Source organism: Bacillus sp. FSL E2-8868 (genome assembly GCF_038005505.1).
In the GTDB taxonomy this organism is placed as follows: domain Bacteria; phylum Bacillota; class Bacilli; order Bacillales; family Bacillaceae_G; genus Bacillus_A; species Bacillus_A mycoides.
In genome coordinates this window covers 874,334-891,435 of the sequence record NZ_JBBOTI010000001.1, presented here as the reverse complement: position 1 = coordinate 891,435, position 17,102 = coordinate 874,334, and the positions used below count along the sequence as shown (strand labels likewise).

The 17,102-nt window shown below is 36.3% G+C and carries 13 protein-coding genes; all 13 read right to left on the bottom strand.

Features of this window, described 5'->3' with window-relative positions:
• Positions 1-305 precede the first annotated feature (305 nt).
• Positions 306-1,076: a cell division protein DivIB gene (gene divIB / locus NSS74_RS04890; protein ID WP_002014733.1), complete on the bottom strand. Its 771-nt coding sequence runs from the start codon at positions 1,074-1,076 to the stop codon at positions 306-308.
• A 98-nt stretch (positions 1,077-1,174) separates the two neighbouring features.
• Positions 1,175-2,080 (bottom strand): UDP-N-acetylmuramate dehydrogenase, encoded by a 906-nt coding sequence (gene murB, locus NSS74_RS04885; protein WP_002142941.1) that lies wholly within the window; start codon positions 2,078-2,080, stop codon positions 1,175-1,177.
• 61 nt (positions 2,081-2,141) lie between these two features.
• Positions 2,142-3,236, bottom strand: a complete 1,095-nt coding sequence (gene murG, locus NSS74_RS04880; RefSeq protein WP_002088269.1) for an undecaprenyldiphospho-muramoylpentapeptide beta-N-acetylglucosaminyltransferase — start codon at positions 3,234-3,236, stop codon at positions 2,142-2,144.
• A gap of 102 nt (positions 3,237-3,338) precedes the next feature.
• The gene (gene spoVE / locus NSS74_RS04875; protein ID WP_002014736.1) at positions 3,339-4,430 is read right to left on the bottom strand and encodes a stage V sporulation protein E; all 1,092 of its coding nucleotides are present in this window, start codon (positions 4,428-4,430) and stop codon (positions 3,339-3,341) included.
• A gap of 89 nt (positions 4,431-4,519) precedes the next feature.
• The gene (murD, locus tag NSS74_RS04870) at positions 4,520-5,872 is read right to left on the bottom strand and encodes a UDP-N-acetylmuramoyl-L-alanine--D-glutamate ligase (RefSeq protein ID WP_340813232.1); all 1,353 of its coding nucleotides are present in this window, start codon (positions 5,870-5,872) and stop codon (positions 4,520-4,522) included.
• Positions 5,873-6,847, bottom strand: coding sequence for a phospho-N-acetylmuramoyl-pentapeptide-transferase (mraY, locus tag NSS74_RS04865; RefSeq protein ID WP_002014738.1), 975 nt, complete (start codon positions 6,845-6,847; stop codon positions 5,873-5,875).
• 22 nt (positions 6,848-6,869) lie between these two features.
• Positions 6,870-8,345, bottom strand: a complete 1,476-nt coding sequence (gene murE, locus NSS74_RS04860) for a UDP-N-acetylmuramoyl-L-alanyl-D-glutamate--2,6-diaminopimelate ligase (RefSeq protein ID WP_002014740.1) — start codon at positions 8,343-8,345, stop codon at positions 6,870-6,872.
• Positions 8,346-8,555: 210 nt separating this feature from the next.
• A complete protein-coding gene (locus tag NSS74_RS04855) occupies positions 8,556-10,472 on the bottom strand; it encodes a stage V sporulation protein D (protein ID WP_002014741.1) in 1,917 nt (638 codons plus the stop codon).
• A gap of 81 nt (positions 10,473-10,553) precedes the next feature.
• On the bottom strand, positions 10,554-12,701 hold the full coding sequence (locus NSS74_RS04850) for a penicillin-binding protein (protein ID WP_085963353.1): 2,148 nt from the start codon (positions 12,699-12,701) through the stop codon (positions 10,554-10,556).
• 22 nt (positions 12,702-12,723) lie between these two features.
• Complete coding sequence (gene ftsL / locus NSS74_RS04845; RefSeq protein ID WP_002014745.1) at positions 12,724-13,086, bottom strand: cell division protein FtsL; 363 nt, start codon at positions 13,084-13,086, stop codon at positions 12,724-12,726.
• A gap of 15 nt (positions 13,087-13,101) precedes the next feature.
• Positions 13,102-14,034, bottom strand: a complete 933-nt coding sequence (rsmH, locus tag NSS74_RS04840) for a 16S rRNA (cytosine(1402)-N(4))-methyltransferase RsmH (RefSeq protein WP_002014746.1) — start codon at positions 14,032-14,034, stop codon at positions 13,102-13,104.
• Positions 14,035-14,400: 366 nt separating this feature from the next.
• The gene (gene bshC, locus NSS74_RS04835) at positions 14,401-16,017 is read right to left on the bottom strand and encodes a bacillithiol biosynthesis cysteine-adding enzyme BshC (protein WP_002142944.1); all 1,617 of its coding nucleotides are present in this window, start codon (positions 16,015-16,017) and stop codon (positions 14,401-14,403) included.
• A 79-nt stretch (positions 16,018-16,096) separates the two neighbouring features.
• Positions 16,097-16,984 carry a 2-dehydropantoate 2-reductase gene (gene panE / locus NSS74_RS04830; RefSeq protein ID WP_002142945.1) on the bottom strand — a complete coding sequence of 296 codons (888 nt, stop codon included), beginning with the start codon at positions 16,982-16,984 and terminating at the stop codon, positions 16,097-16,099.
• Positions 16,985-17,102: the final 118 nt, after the last annotated feature.

Below are 17,102 nucleotides of genomic sequence, written 5' to 3'. Positions count from 1 at the left end.
GTACGTTTCCCTTTTTTAACCCTATATTTTTCTTATTTTTATTTAACATTCATTTAAGAATATCGCAGTAACCTGTGAATAACTGCTCTATCTTGAAATAATTATATTCCAAGTGTAAAGATTACCGCCAAGTATAAGTCTACACTAAGATGTACTTGTAGAAAAGTGAAACTTGTACCAATCCTAGTATGAATCTAAGAAAATTTACATTTTTTTCATCAAATTAAGCATTCTTGCAAATTAGCATCCATATAAAAGAACGTTTGTTTCATTTCATACGTAATAACGCAGTAAAAACTATCATTCTATTCTTTCTTTTCTTCAGCACCTAGTTCCTTCGTATATGCACCCACTTCTAAGTCAATTAAAACCTTCTTACCAGGTTCAATTGTTTTTAAAATAAGTGGATAAGCTTCCATTCGCTTTGCGAAATTTTGAATAGTGGTGCTCACTTCATATCCTTCATTCATATATAAAGTAAGATGATCTTCATTTGCGTTCGTTGGTGTATAACGGATTTCAGAAATAGACCTTAAAATAGTTGGCGTTAATTTTTCTAGTTCTGCAATTAATTCCTTCATTTTTTCCTCTTTAAATGGTTCAAAAATTGGTGCTGCAACTGGAAGCTTTCCGTTCGGAAGTACATCGAGTGTTTTCCCATTTTCTAATAACGGTTGTAATTTCCCATCTTTGTTTATATAGCCAATTGTTAAATATTCTTCGATATGAACATCAATTTTGTTTGGGAAACGTTTTTTTACATTTACCTCTTTAATTTCTTTTCGTTTCGTTAAGTTTTCTTCTGCTTTATGTGCTGTTACTCGGAAATAACTCGTATCATATGTCACACCTGATTCCTTCATAACTTGTTCATCTGTCATATAATGATTTCCAAAGACACTTATCTTTTTTATATTACTAAGCGGAGACCGAAAATAAATTAAAAAGAGTACTAATAAAAATAAAATCGATATGTATAAAATTAACCGATGATTAACAGGTTTCTTATTTTTTTTATTTTGATTCTTTAATTTTGGTACACGATCTTGTAGTTTAATCACTTTACTATTTTTCATGTACGATCCCCCTATGTAACATAAAGAACGGCATGTTCCTCATGCCGTTCTTATCTTCTTATTATAACATAAATGATAATGAGCGGAACGAACAACCGTTATCTTCCAATTATTTCTACTTCTGTATGCATATCAACACCAAATTTATCTTTAATTGTACGCTTTACCAATGCGATTAAGTCTAATACATCTTGCGCTGAGGCCACACCAGTATTAACAATAAAATTCCCATGCATTTCAGAAATTTGAGCTCCACCTATTGTATAACCACGAAGCCCTGATTTTTCTATTAAATCTCCTGCAAAATAGGGGACTGGATTTCGAAATATACTTCCTGCACAAGGGTGATTCCAAGGCTGCGTTTCACGGCGATACTCTTTATTCTTTTGCATGCTTCTTACAATTCCCTCGCGTTCGCCTACCTCTAATTGGAATTCAGCTTCCAAAACAATACCAGGGCGTTTCATTTGCAATACAGATGTGCGATAAGAAAAGCCCATTTCGGTATTCGTCAACCAATTAATTGTTCCATTGTCAAACAAAATACGAGCTTTCGTTAATACACTCGATATGTCGGACTTATGAGCGCCTGCATTCATATACACTGCACCGCCAACACTTCCTGGAATACCACTTGCAAATTCCAGGCCCGCTAATCCCTGTCGACTAAGTAAAGTTGACAATTTAATAAGGGGATATCCAGCACCGACTCTTACTCTATGTTTTTCGACTTCTAAATGGTCTAATCCTTCTCCTAAACGAATAACCACACCTTCTATACCTTGATCAGATACGAGAAGATTTGAACCACGACCAATTGCAGTCCACCTTGTCTTGTACTTCTTTACTAACTCTAGAGTCTTCTCAATACCAGCAACATGCTTTGGTACAATTAAAATATCAGCTGGTCCGCCTATTTTCATAGTCGTGTAACGCGCTAACGGTTCATTAACTAACACGCTACCAACATTTGCTTCTAAAAGCTCTTTTACTAATTGTTCCATAGACAATCTCCCCCATATCAAGTCTCCTTATTACAGTAATATGCGGGGCGTTCACCTAATGTTATTTTTTAATAAGCTTGTTCATTACTTCATATAGCTTATTTGCTGCATCTGGAATACCAAGTTGCTTAGTAGCCAGTTTCATATTTTGTAATGTTTGTGTATCCAATAAAATCTCATCAATGTCACGAATAAGCGTTTCAGATGTTAAATCTTTTTCAAGTAGCATTTTAGCTGCTCCTTTATCAACAACTGATCGTGCATTTTTTTCTTGATGGTTATTTGTTACGTACGGACTTGGAATTAATACACTCGGCTTTCCTAACGCTGTTAATTCTGCAAGCGTTGTAGCCCCCGCCCTTGAAACAACAAGATCTACACCCGTCAGTACCTCTGGCATATTATGAATAAAAGGTTTAATAATAACATTATTCGGATTCCCTTTTTGTTTCACGGCTTCCATAACTTTATCATAATGTACTTCGCCTGTTACATATAATACTTCGTAACTTTTATTCCCAAATTGTTCAATCGCTTCTACAAAAGCATCGTTAATCGGTCTAGCCCCCCGGCTCCCACCAAAAATAAGCACGGATTTTTTAGAAAGGGATAGTCCTACCGAACGTTTTCCTTTCATTCCATTTTGGTCCATTACTTCTGATGCACGTGGATTACCTGTCATAACCACTTTTGACTGTGGAAAATGTTCTGCAGCTGCTTCAAAACAAACTGCAACTTTATCGACATAACGACTTAAAAATTTATTCGTTACACCAGGTACACTATTTTGTTCATGGACAATAGTCGGAATACCTAATTTAGCCGCAGCATATACAACTGGCCCACATACGTATCCACCCGTACCAATCACAATATCAGGGTTAAAACGACGAATATATCGTTTACTATCTTGAACACCTTTTAGGAAACGCATCACGGTTTTTACATTATCAAGAGATATTTTTCGTTTAAATCCACTTATAACAATAGATTGGAACGGAATACCCGCTTTCGGTACGATGGTACTCTCTAATCCATTCTCTGTACCAATGTATAAAAATCTTGCTTCCGGATTTAGTTTTTTTATTTCTCTAATTAAAGCAAGAGCTGGATAAATATGTCCTCCAGTACCCCCACCACTTACTAATACTCGCACTACTGATTCCTCCACTTCCCTGTTCTTATTCAATCGTATTTATTTCTATATACATATTGTATTTTCACACACACACGAAAAACCCTGTCTTTTAAACAGGGTTTAATAGCGAGAATGGCGACTTATATTCAATAATACACCTACTGCCATTAACATTAAGGTCAAACTTGATCCACCATAACTTAAAAATGGCAAAGTAATACCGGTAACAGGCATCAGTCCTGTTACAACACCAACATTAATCATTACTTGAATCGCAATCATCGCCACAATACCTACTGCTAAAAACGTACCATATAAATCTGGCGCTCCTAATGCTATACGAATCCCACGCCATAATAATAGACTAAATAATAATAACACAAATGAACCACCAATAAAACCTAATTCCTCGGATAAGATTGCAAATATAAAGTCTGTTTGTGGTTCAGGTAAATAAAGAAATTTTTGTCTACTTTGTCCAAGTCCAAGCCCAAATAAACCACCAGGTCCAATTGCGAGTAACGATTGGATAATTTGAAATCCACTTCCGAGCGGATCCGACCACGGATCTAAATATGATGTGATGCGTTTCATTCGATATGGCGCTGATGCAATTAACCCTACAAATCCCGCTGCACCAAGCAAACCAAACATTGCAAAGTGAAAGACCCTTGCTCCCGAAATAAATATCATAATAATACATGTCCCAATCATTACCGTTCCCGTACCAAGATCTGGCTGTAACATAATTATCCCAAAAGCAAGAAATACAAAACTAAGAGCCGGTAGTAAACCTCGTTTAAAAGATGTAATTAATTTTTGTCGTTCCGCTAAAAATTTTGCTAAGAAAATAATCATCGCGAATTTCATAAACTCTGACGGTTGGATAGAAAATGCCCCGATTCCAATCCAACTTCGCGCCCCTCCACGAACGAGACCTACTCCAGGAATAAGAACGAGAATAAGAAGAACGAAACAAACTAGTAAAATTACTTTTGAATACGTACGCCATACCCAATAATCAATTTTCATCAGAAAAAACATAGCTACTACCCCAAGACTTGCAAATAACAATTGTCTTTTTGCAAAAAAGAATGAATCCCCCATTTTATAAGAGGCCCAAACCGCACTCGCACTATAAACCATAATCATTCCGATTGTTAACAACGCAAGTGTAACGATGATGAGAATAAAATCAGGCGTTTTCTTCATTACCCATGAACACCACCTCTTTGGGCAGAACCTTTGCCCTATGTAACAAAACATCAGTAGGTGTTAGCCTACTGATGTTTTGATTTACTTTATATAAGTTTATGCACAGCTTGTATAAAAATGTCTCCTCTTTCTTCAAATGTTTTAAATTGATCCCAGCTTGCACATGCTGGTGAAAGAAGAATTACATCACCATCGGTAGAATGATCATAAGCTTTCACTACTGCATCATCTAAAGTATCGACACTTTCAATTACATCTAATCCTGCTTTTTCTGCCGCTCTTACTAATTTTGGTGCAGTTTGTCCAAATGTCACAATCGCTTTGACATGTTTAAAATATGGAATTAAATCATCAAATTCATTACCACGATCAAGTCCACCAGCCAATAATACAATCGGTTGTGTAAATGCAGATAATGCTTTTTCTGTCGCTAGCATATTCGTCGCTTTTGAATCATTATAAAATTTACGATTATTAATCGTTGTTACATATTCTAAGCGATGTTTTACACCTGTAAAACTTTTTAACACAGCAGTAATTGCTTCATTAGAAACACCTAGTAATTTAGCAATACTCATTGCTGCTAAAATATTTTCTAAATTGTGCTTACCAGGTAAAACAATATCACTTACTTTAACTACTTTTTCGCCTTTAAAATAAAGAGCGTTATCTTTTATATACGCACCATCTTCAATTTCTTTCGTCGTCGAAAATAATACTTTCTGTCCTTTACTATATGCCGATAACGCCATGACATCTGCATCATCTGCGTTAATTATACTATAATCTGCTTCAGTTTGGTTTTTGAAAATATTCGCTTTCGCCAAACCATACTCTTTCTTCGTCCCGTGATAATCTAAATGCGCTTCAAATAAATTTAAAAAGGCTGCAATTTTTGGTTGGAACGATTCCACTCCCATCAATTGAAACGATGAAAGTTCCGTAACGACAACTTCATTTTCCTTCGCCAATTGTGCAACTTCACAAGCTACAGTACCTATATTCCCCGCAATAACTGGGTGCTTTTGTCCTTCTTTTAACATTTCAAACGTTAACATTGTCGTTGTTGTTTTACCGTTAGATCCCGTAATCCCAACAAACGGTGCTGCTGAAATGGAATATGCTAATTCAACCTCAGTTACAATTGGAATTTGTTTTTCTTTCGCCGCCACTAAGAGTGGATTAGAATATGGAATTCCTGGATTTTTTACGACAAGTGAAATGTTTCTCTCCAGCAATTCTAATGGATGCCCACCACACACAACATCCATTCCTTCCGCTTGTAACTCAGCTGCAAGCACATTACCCGCTAATGGTTTCCCATCATTTACAATGACGTTTGCCCCTAACTTTTTTAATAAAGTAGCTGCTGCATAACCACTTTTAGCAATACCTAATACAAGAACATTTTTATTTTGATATTCAGTTACAGTTTTCAATTACATCCACACCCCGATATAAATTCCTAGCACAGCTAATAAAAATCCTACAGACCAAAACGTTACAACAACGCGCCACTCTGACCAACCACATAATTCATAATGATGATGTAATGGACTCATTTTAAAAACACGCTTTCCTGTTGTTTTGAACGAAATAACTTGGATAATAACAGATAAAGTTTCCGCTACGAATACACCGCCAATAATAACGAGTAACAATTCTTGTTTTAACAAAATCGCTACAGCTGCGATAGCACCACCTAAAGCTAGAGAACCAGTATCCCCCATAAATACTTTCGCTGGATTCGCATTGAATACTAAAAAGCCAAGTACAGCTCCTACGACTGCCATACAGAAAATCGCTACCCCAAATTGTTCTTGAGCTACAGCAATAATACTAAATGCTCCGAATGCAATAGCAGCTGTTCCTGATAATAAACCATCTAAACCATCTGTTAAATTAACCGCATTTGATCCACCAATAAGCATAAATAATACGAGAACAAAATACGCCCAGCCTAATTCAAATTTAACATCAGTTCCTGGAATCATGATATACGTGTGAAATGCTTGCCCTTTTCCAATTAAAAAGAACGCAATAGCAATTACAAGCTGACCAATCAATTTTTGTTTTGATGTTAAACCAAGATTTCTTTTCTTTACTACTTTTATGTAGTCATCTAAAAATCCGATTAATCCGTACCCAAATGTAACTAATAATAACAATGATACTTCTGCACCTAAATTGTTAAATTTAATCGCCATAATAAGCGTAGTCACCATCATAGATACATATATGACAATACCACCCATCGTTGGTGTCCCTGATTTCTTTTGATGTGACTTCGGTCCTTCGTCACGAATACTCTGTCCGAACTTTAACTTTCTTAAAAATGGAATAAATAATGGCGAAAGGGCAACAGAAATTAAAAATGCTACCCCAGCCGTTACTAATAAACCTTGTTCAAGCACATGTAGTCCTCCTCTCATGCTGTTACACTTCGTTGTTTAAACGCTCCGTGATTGCTTCTTTAGCAACTTCACGATCGTCAAAATGATGAACTTCTTTACCAATAATTTGATACGTTTCATGCCCTTTACCAGCAATAATAATAATATCTTCTGCTTTTACTTTCGAGATAGCGGAACGTATCGCTTCTTTTCGATCGACAATTACTTCATAATTATTCCCATTCACATCATTTACCATATCATCTAAAATAGCCTTCGGATCTTCACTTCTTGGATTATCTGATGTATAAATTGCATGAGTTGCATATTCGGTTGCGACACTTGCCATTATTGGTCTTTTCGTTCTATCTCTATCACCACCGCAACCAACGATACAATATACATCGCCTTTTGCAAACTGTTTTGCTGTTTTTAGTACGTTCTCTAAGCTATCAGGTGTATGCGCATAGTCAACAATAACTGTGTAATTTTGTCCACCATCTACAACTTCAAAACGTCCAGGAACGCCAGCAAGCTCTTTAATTACATCAATAATTGTTTGTAAGCTCACTCCTGAAACAAGACCTGCTGCTGTAGCAGCTAACACGTTGTATACATTAAACTTACCAATTAATTTCATCGTAACATTTACAGTTTCATACGGTGTTACAAGTGTAAATGTTGTACCGCCACTCGTCATTACGATATCTCGTGCCATAATGTCGCTTGCAACATCTATACCGTATGTTACAACAGTAGCTGCTGTACTTCTCATATACTCTTCTGCTACTGGATCATCACTGTTTAATATAGCGTATTTTTCACGATTATGATGATAACTATTGCCAAGCTGTGCGAAAAGCAACCCTTTCGCATGTTTATATTCTTCCATCGTTTTATGATAGTCTAAATGATCTTGTGTTAAATTCGTAAATACTGCAACATCATAATCGCACCCGTGTACACGGCCAAGATCTAAAGCATGAGACGAAACTTCCATTACTGTGCTATCCACACCTTGTTCAACCATTTTTGAAAATGTCTGTTGAAGTGTTAGTGCATCTGGTGTTGTATTTTTCACCTCAAATGTTTCATCACCGATTTTCATATTAATCGTTCCAATTAGCCCTGTTTTATGACCATGTGCGCGCATAATTTCATCCATAATATGCGATGTTGTTGTCTTTCCATTTGTACCTGTAATACCGATTAAATGTAACTTGTGTGTTGGTTGGCCATAAAAATAATCAGCTAAAACCGCTAGCGAACGAAAAGTATTTTTCACAAGTACAACTGGAACGTCAACATCAATTGGTCTTTCCGCAACAATAGCAGCCGCTCCTTGTGCGGCTGCTTGCTTAGCAAAGTCATGGCTATCAACCGTATATCCTTTCATACATATAAATAAGCTTCCCTCTTTCACTTTACGTGAATCCGCTTCAATAGATGTTATTTCTGGATTTTCTGTTGGAACAACTGGAAAATCATGCAAACATGATACAAGTGTATGCAACTTCATTTCACTAAACCCTCTCTACATTGTTTATTTATCTCTTATTTTAGCAAGTAACACGTTACCTCCTAGTTATATAAAAATAGGAAGTAAGTGCTACTATAGTCTAATCAATAGATTTATTTATTAATGAGACACTTATCGTCTCAAGTAAAGCAATTTTTCTATAAAGAACTCACTTCCACCAATTGTACCATAAAACACAATCAGTTACCTTTAATTCCCGAAGTAAATTCTAACTTTTGAACCCTCTTTTACTTTAGCTCCTGCTTCTGGTGATTGTTTAATTACTTTCCCACCATCACCACTTATATCAAGCTTCAAGTCTACAAGTTGCGTTTGTAAATCTTTCTTTTTCATACCAATTAAATTAGGAACTTCCACAGTTGGTGTATCGCCCCATTTATATTCTTTCTCAACTTGCTCTTTTCTCGGTTCCACTCCCATTACAGGAAGTGCGTCACGAAGAATATTCCCAACAATAGGTGCTGCTACAACTCCACCAAATTGAGTGACTCCTTTTGGATTATCCACTGCTACATAAACAACAATTTGCGGATCGTCAGCTGGAGCAAAACCGATAAATGATACAATATAGTTATTATCTAAATATTTTCCATCTTTCACCTTTTGAGCAGTTCCAGTTTTTCCACCTACACGATATCCATCAATATAAGCCCCTTTACCCGAACCTTTCGCTACAACATTCTCTAATGCGTAACGAACTTTCTCTGAAGTTTCCTTGGAAATAACTTCCCTTTTCGCAACAGGTGTCTTTTTGCTGACAACTTGATTATTCTTCGGATCAATAAATTCCTTCGCTATATATGGCTGATACAAAGTTCCACCATTTACAGCGGCCGCTACAGCTGCTACTTGTTGAATCGGTGTAACAGAAACACCTTGCCCAAATGAAGTCGTCGCTTGCTCGACTGGACCAACTTTATCTAAATTAAATAAAATCCCGCTACCTTCACCTTGTAAATCAATTCCGGTCTTCTGTCCAAACCCGAAATTGCGAATGTATTTAAACAATCGATCTTTACCAAGACGATCACCGAGTTCAATAAATCCTGGGTTACAAGAGTTTTGAACTACCTCTAAAAACGTTTGGCTACCATGGCCTCCAGCTTTCCAACACCGCAATCTAGCTCCACCAACTTCAGCTGCCCCATCATCATAAAATGTATCTTTCTCTAAGTCTACTAAATTTTCATTCAAGGCTGCAGCTAATGTAATAATCTTAAATGTTGACCCCGGCTCATACGTACTCCATACAGGTAAGTTTCTGTTATATACTTCCGGAGAAACACTTTGGAAATCTGCTGGATCAAAACTTGGTCGACTTGACATACCTAAAATTTCACCATTTTTCGGATTCATTGCAATTGCTATCATACCATCAGGATTATACGTTGATTCCGCAATATTCATTTCTCTTTCCATAATCCTCGTAATGCGTGAATCAATTGTTAATCCTAAATTCAAGCCGGCTTCTGGTTTTTTGAAATCATCTCCAACGTTAGGCATTCTCTGTCCTTTCGCGTCTGCAAAAAATCGCACATGACCTTTATCACCATTTAGCTCTTTATCATAATATTTCTCTAGTCCCATAAGCCCTTGATTATCACTGCCCGCAAATCCTAATACGTGTGATAAAAAATTACCGAATGGATAGTACCGGATAGAATCCTCTGCGATGTACACACCCTTTAAACTTAATCCGCGTACTTCTTTCGCTTTGTCATGCGATATTTTCCTTCCGCCTTTATCAAGCCTTACAATCGATTCTTTTTTTGTAATCCGCTTATAAACATCATCTTTTTCCACACCTAATACTGCAGCTAACTTCTCTGCAGTCTCTGCTGGTTTTTCAATTTGCCTCGGCACAACAAAGACGGTCGGTGCACTTTTATTCGTAGCAAGCTCCACACCATTTCGATCTAAAATTTTCCCTCGCTCTGGTTCAAAAGTAATATTACGACTCCATGAATCCTTCGCACGATCCGTTAACATATTTCCAAGAAAAAATTGCACATATCCAAGACGAATATCGATAATGGTAAAAATGAGTATACCCGATATAAGTATAAAAATAAGTCGTTTTCTAACTGTTACATTTGATACACGCATATTGGAACAAGCCTCCCTTACGCCTAGCTTGTTCCAATATATGCTTGTACTTATTTAATTAGAACTTCTTCCCTATTACCATTATGGCTTTTCTGCTTCTTGCTGCGGTTCAAGTGGTGGTACGAGTGTTACACCTAATTCTGTACCAGGTTGCAACAATGTCCCTTCCGCTACACTTTGCTCAGTTACATATCCTGTACCAGAAGGTTTTAAGTTAAGCTTTAATGTTTTTGCTAAATTCATAACATCACGCAGTGCCCATCCCTGTATATTTGGCATTGTAGGTTTATCTCCTACTAAGAAGACTCGATCACCCTTTAATGTTTGTTCAGTTGCTTTTGGCACTTGCTGCTGCACTTTACCTTCACCTAATACGATTGGACGAAGTTTTGCTTTATCAATTGCTTTTTTCGCTTCTTCCATCGTTTTTCCGGTTACATCTGGCACGACAGTTTGTTGTTCTTTCACATATTTTTTCGGGTCTTTTACTTCATTCGGCTTAATCTTTAAGTACTCTAAGCTATTTTTCGTTACATATTTAAAGATATCTGCTAAAGGTTTAGCCCCGTTTTCATCATCTTTTAATTTTGGTTGTTTAACGGACACATACACAACAAGTTGCGGATCGTCCATCGGTGCCATACCTAAGAATGAGAATATATAATTCTCTCTTCCCGTCATATAGCCACCTTTCCCGTCAGGAATTTGTGCTGTACCTGTTTTCCCCCCGACTGAGTACCCATCAACTTTATATGCAGTTCCTGTTCCTTTCGGTGATGTAACAACACGTTCTAGTAATTGCCTTACTTGCGCTGCTGTATCTTTGGAAACAGGTTTTCCTACTTCTTCTGGCTTATGCTCTAGCTGTACTTTACCTGTTATTGGATCCACAATTTTATCAATTGTATAAGGTTTCATCATTTTCCCATCATTTGCAATCGCTGTTGCAGCTTGTACAAGTTGAATTGGTGTAACTGTAGAACCTTGTCCAAACGCTGTTGTTACTTGTTGTATTTGTTGATCAAATAAAATTGTATTTGACCCTTCACCAAGTAAATCAATGTTTGTTTTTTCATCTAATCCAAAATTATGAATATATTTCCGGAAACGATCTGGACCAAGTTTTTGATCACCTAAAATTGCAAACGCTACGTTTGAAGAGCGCTCTACCCCTTCGTCAAAAGTAATAGAACCCCATCCAGCGCCGCCGTTATGATCTTTTATTTTGCGATTACCTACTTGATATGTACCAGACTGATAAAAGTCTTGTCCCTTGTATACACCTTCATTAATGGCCGCTGCTAATGTGAAAATCTTCATTGTTGATCCTGGTTCAAATGCATTTGCAATGGCATCATTATAAAAATATTTATTATTCTCTTGGTTCGGATCATAACTAGGTTTACTAGACATCGCTAATATTTTCCCTGTCTTCGGATCCGCAACAATCCCTATTAAATTTTCTGGTTCATAATGTTTACTCGCTTCTTTCATTGCGTCTTCTAAATAACTTTGAATACGTTGGTCAAGCGTTAAATACACATTATCTCCATTTTTAGGTGCCTTTACATTCACTTTCCCGCCGTCAAGAGATACTCCTTTACGGTCACCTGTATAAGCTACCTCACCATTAGAAGCCCCTAAATACTTATCCAAACTCTTTTCTAAGCCAAATTGACCTACTGCGATTCCATTAGCATCAGGTCTGGCATGACCTATGACGTAAGATGCGAAATCACCGTTTGGATACACTCTCGCATTTTCGGTAATAAAAGTTATTCCCGGCAATTTCAATGCTTCTATTTGTTCTTTCTTTTCTTTCGTCAAGCCCTTACCCAATGTTCCAAATTCCACTTGACTTCTATCTTTATTTAAAGCGGCTAAGATCGCGTCTTCGCCCGTTCCGAGTACTCCAGCGATTTTCTTTGCAGTATCCTCTTTATCCTCAACAGGCTTAGCACCTTTTAATTCCGCTACCATTCTATAGGAATTTGCGTCTTGTGCTAGCACATGACCATTTTGATCATAAATTGTTCCTCGATTCGCTTCGAGAACTCCCTTTTTACTATGTTTCTGCTCAGCAAGTTTCTTCAAATCATGATTGTCCACTGTTCCTGTTGCTTGTATGTAAAAAAATCGGGCTAATAACAGCAAAAAGAGCAGGAGGAAAAATATCATAAAATAACCTGCTCCCTTATTGGTATGAAATTTGGTCATATTTCTCTTCATCTTTTCTTCACACCTATTTGCCTTACTTTAGGCCTTTCACATTATTCGCATTAATTTCTAGCCCGTGTTTTTTTGCAACTTCAGCGATACGTTCATAACGACTTAACTTCTCTACTTCAGCCTGCAATTCTTGATTTTCCTTTTGTTTTTTCACAATTTGTTCTTCTATCGTCGCTGCTTCTACATTAACTTGATATAGACCCGCTTTATTCCCAATAAAAGCTACACAAGCATATAATAAAAACCCAATAAACGTTACGTACAATAGCTTTTCAATTCTTGTAATTTTCGTTTTAACTTTTGGCTTAACCATCTGCTGTGGCGGCGCTTGAATTTGTACCTCTTCTTGCGCCTGTTGTTTATACTTTACAGCTAAATTAGTCATACCTCTCTCTCCTTTTTATCGTTTTTCAGCGATTCTCAACTTCGCAGAACGCGCTCGATTATTTTCTTCTAATTCAATGTCAGAAGGTAAAATCGGTTTCCTTGTAATAAGCTTTAATTTCGGCTTAAATTCATCCGGAATAATCGGTAGTCCCTGTGGTAATTGCGGCGTTGTGCTATTTCGCTTAAACGTCGTTTTACAAATACGATCTTCTAAAGAATGGAATGTTATAACACTAACTCTTCCACCAGGCTTGACCATATCAATTGCAGATTCCAACGCTTCTTCAAATACTTTTAATTCATCATTTACAGCAATACGAATCGCTTGAAATACTCGCTTCGCAGGATGTCCACCTGTTCTACGTGCCGGAGCTGGAATACCTTCTTTAATTAATTCCACTAATTCTCCTGTCGTTTCAATAGCCTTATTCTCGCGATAAGCTTCAATTTTCCTTGTTATTTGCTTTGAAAATTTTTCTTCTCCGTATTGGAAGAAAATTCTTACGAGTTGTTCATATGACCAGCTGTTCACAACATCATATGCTGTTAATGGGGCATCTTGATCCATCCGCATATCTAACGGTGCATCATGATGATAACTAAAGCCACGCTCTGGTGTATCTAATTGTGGGGATGAAACACCTAAATCGAATAAAATCCCGTCTACTTCTGTGATACCTAATTCATGTAGTTTTTCAGATAAATAACGGAAGTTGCTCTTCACTGTTACAAATTGTTCACCATAAGAAGAAAATTTTTCCTTCGCATTTTGAATCGCTATTTCATCTTGATCAAATGCTATTAACTTTCCACCATCTGTTAGCTGAGATAATAAATAAGAACTATGTCCTCCTCCACCCAGTGTACAATCTACATATGTACCACTCGGTTTTATATCTAAGCCATCTACTGTTTCTTTCAAAAGTACTGTTACGTGTTTGAACATTGCTGCACCTACTCTTTTTCCAATTAATTATGTTAAATACATTTCTCACTCTACAAACACAATTTACTACTAGAGGATGAAATGCTACTAAAGAACGACTCATTTAACTTCCAACAAGGTAGTACGCTATACAAATCGCTATTTTATTTTATTATATACTAAATTTTATCATTTTTTGCGGGAATTTAAACAAAAACCTGTCGAAAAAGATATTAATCCGTTTACATTTTGTGCTATTTTGTCATATATATATACCTGATACATAGCGATTCATTACATTAACATAAGATGGATAATTCAGAAACATTTCACTTCACAGTTAATTCAACAGAATAAAAATAAAATCCTGCTCAAAAGAGCAAGATTCTATAGTTTTATTACATGATGTTTTCCATCCCACGAAAAAGATTGTTCCATTACCCGGTCAACAAAATCAAGGCCGAACTGATTTAAATAATAACACACATTCCACACACGTTCTTGCGGTGCTCCTAATGGACGAAGCGCGAATTGTAAACGGCGGAATTTATTCAGTTGAACCTCATGTTTCTTCTCAACATTTCTTTTCAACATTTTTTCTAACAGTTCAATTTGCTCATTAATTTTCAGTTCATTTTTCCCCGCAAACTCATTTAACCCTGGATCTATTTTTTTCACGAATTGTTGTAATGATGTATGAATATCCATTATTTCTTTTTTCGCTTCTATAAATCGATCGTCTATCGGTTCCTCTATTTGATTAGAAAGCCAATTGTCACGCAGATTATCTATATTATTTAGAAATGGATCAATTTCTTGCAAATCTAAATCATATAAATCTGTCGCTATATCTCGCTCCATATAAGTAATTGTAAGCCGCGGAACAACAGGTGGCATTTGGAAACCTGCCGTATGAAACACTTGTTGCAATTCACTCCAATAAGCTAACTCCCCTGGACCGCCAATAAACGCTAACGTAGGAAACACATATTCTTGCATAAGAGGGCGCGTTACAACATTATTACTAAAACGTTCTGGACTTCTTTCCATCTCTTCCATCAATTCTTCATACGAAAATGAATGCACTCCATCTTTTCCAATAAACTTCCCTTGATTCTCTTCAAGCAATACTCGCTCATTATCAATTTCCATAAATATATGCACTGCATTTGTCTTCGTTTCAATAATCGGTTTAAATCCTAATTCCTTAAGTACTTCCTGTTGATTACGAAGCCCTACTTGAATTTCTTTATATTTACTTATAATTTGTTGTAAAAACGGCACTTCTAATTTTCTTAATGCAGGATGATGTGAATCTACAAGAATTAAACCAGAATTTGCGAACATTTTCGTAATAAGGTGCGCAAAGAAATCTACATATGTATGCGATTTACCTAAAGCATCATCAACAAATTGTAATACATCCTTTGTAAAATTCGTTTCCGGATATGTTTTAAAAATCTCTTCGACCCATTTTCTACAGTCTTCAATAGAAAACTCAGACTCAGAAGCACTCGCCTTTTTCGGATAACGATCATGAAAAATGGTCTTTTTTATTTTTTTATTTTTCGTTACAAATGTATGATTAATTTCATCCATATCATGGTCTTCACCAGCAATCCAAAAGACAGGAACAACCCGAACCCCTAAGCTCTCTTCTTTTTCTTTTGCAAGCTGTAAAATTGAAATGATCTTATGAACTGTATAAAGCGGACCAGTTAATAACCCAGCTTGTTGTCCAGCTATAACTACATATGTATTTTCATCTTCAAGCGCTTTTATATTTTGAATTGTAAATTCTCCCGCTTGCAATTGTGTATTATATTCTAATAAATGCGTTACTAAATCTTGACGGAAAAACTCTCTCTCACGTAAATCATGTAAACGCTGTTTAAAAGCATCCTCTGTTAACAGATAATCAAAACATGACTGTATCTCTTTTTTACCGTTCATATAGTCCGCTACAACACCTTGTAGTGGAACAGAGATTTCTTTTATCTCCATATAATTCTTCCTTTCGTATCCTGTTCTCTCACCAACCCACATTGTATTCAATGTTTCACGTAAAAGCAAAGAAAAACACTTATAATTCCATTCCTTTTATTGCATTGAACAAAAATTGAAGTGTCGGAACAGATTGTTGTTGTTCCTTAGCTTCTTCCAATACATATCCAACAATCGCATTAACTTCCGTTTGTCTATTCGCTCTTACGTCCGCTAACATAGATGAAGTATTATGGGATGTTTTTTCACATACTCGGCATACCATTTTCCATAGCATTTCCTTATCTTCTTCTTTAACAAGAAATGCAACTTCCTGAAATACTTGCTCCATCATTTGATAAAAAAGTGGGTTTGAAATTAACTCCCCGTTCTCAACCCGCAATAATGCCGTCAACGGATTAATACATACATTGACTACTAATTTATTACGCATAATCCCCTTCCAATCATCTTCTATCTGAATCGGAAAATAATCAAAAGGAAAACAATTAAATACCTTTTTAAAACAACTAGATTGACCACGCACTACACCAAACTTTGTAACACCTATTCCAGTATGACGAACTGTATGTCCATCCTCTTTTTTTGCACCATGCTCCACAATCCCGACTGCTATACGTTCATTTCCTATTTTTTGCATAACGTGAAGATGTGACATTCCATTTTGCAAAAAGATTAATGACGATTCTCCCTGCACAAAAGGTAATATATCAGTTACATGATATTGCTTTACAGCAATAAATATATAATCTAACTGTTTATCCAGCATACTTTCTATCGGTAAAATAGATGGAAATACCGTTTCACGTTCTCCATTCCTAATACAAGTTACACCCGTTAAGTTTAATTCTTCTGCTTGCTTATCGTTTCTTGTAAACAACGTAACATCTTGATTACTTTTTTGTAAATAAAATGTATATAGGAGACCAATAGCTCCCGGTCCAACAATTCCAATTTTCATCTTCACACAAAGAACTCATATTAACAAGTGATATAAGTTCCCTTGCCTTTCCCCCTTTATATCTTATTAAATTACAATTACATAGTTGAGGATTCAATTACCTTTTAACAAATGCAACCTCTTC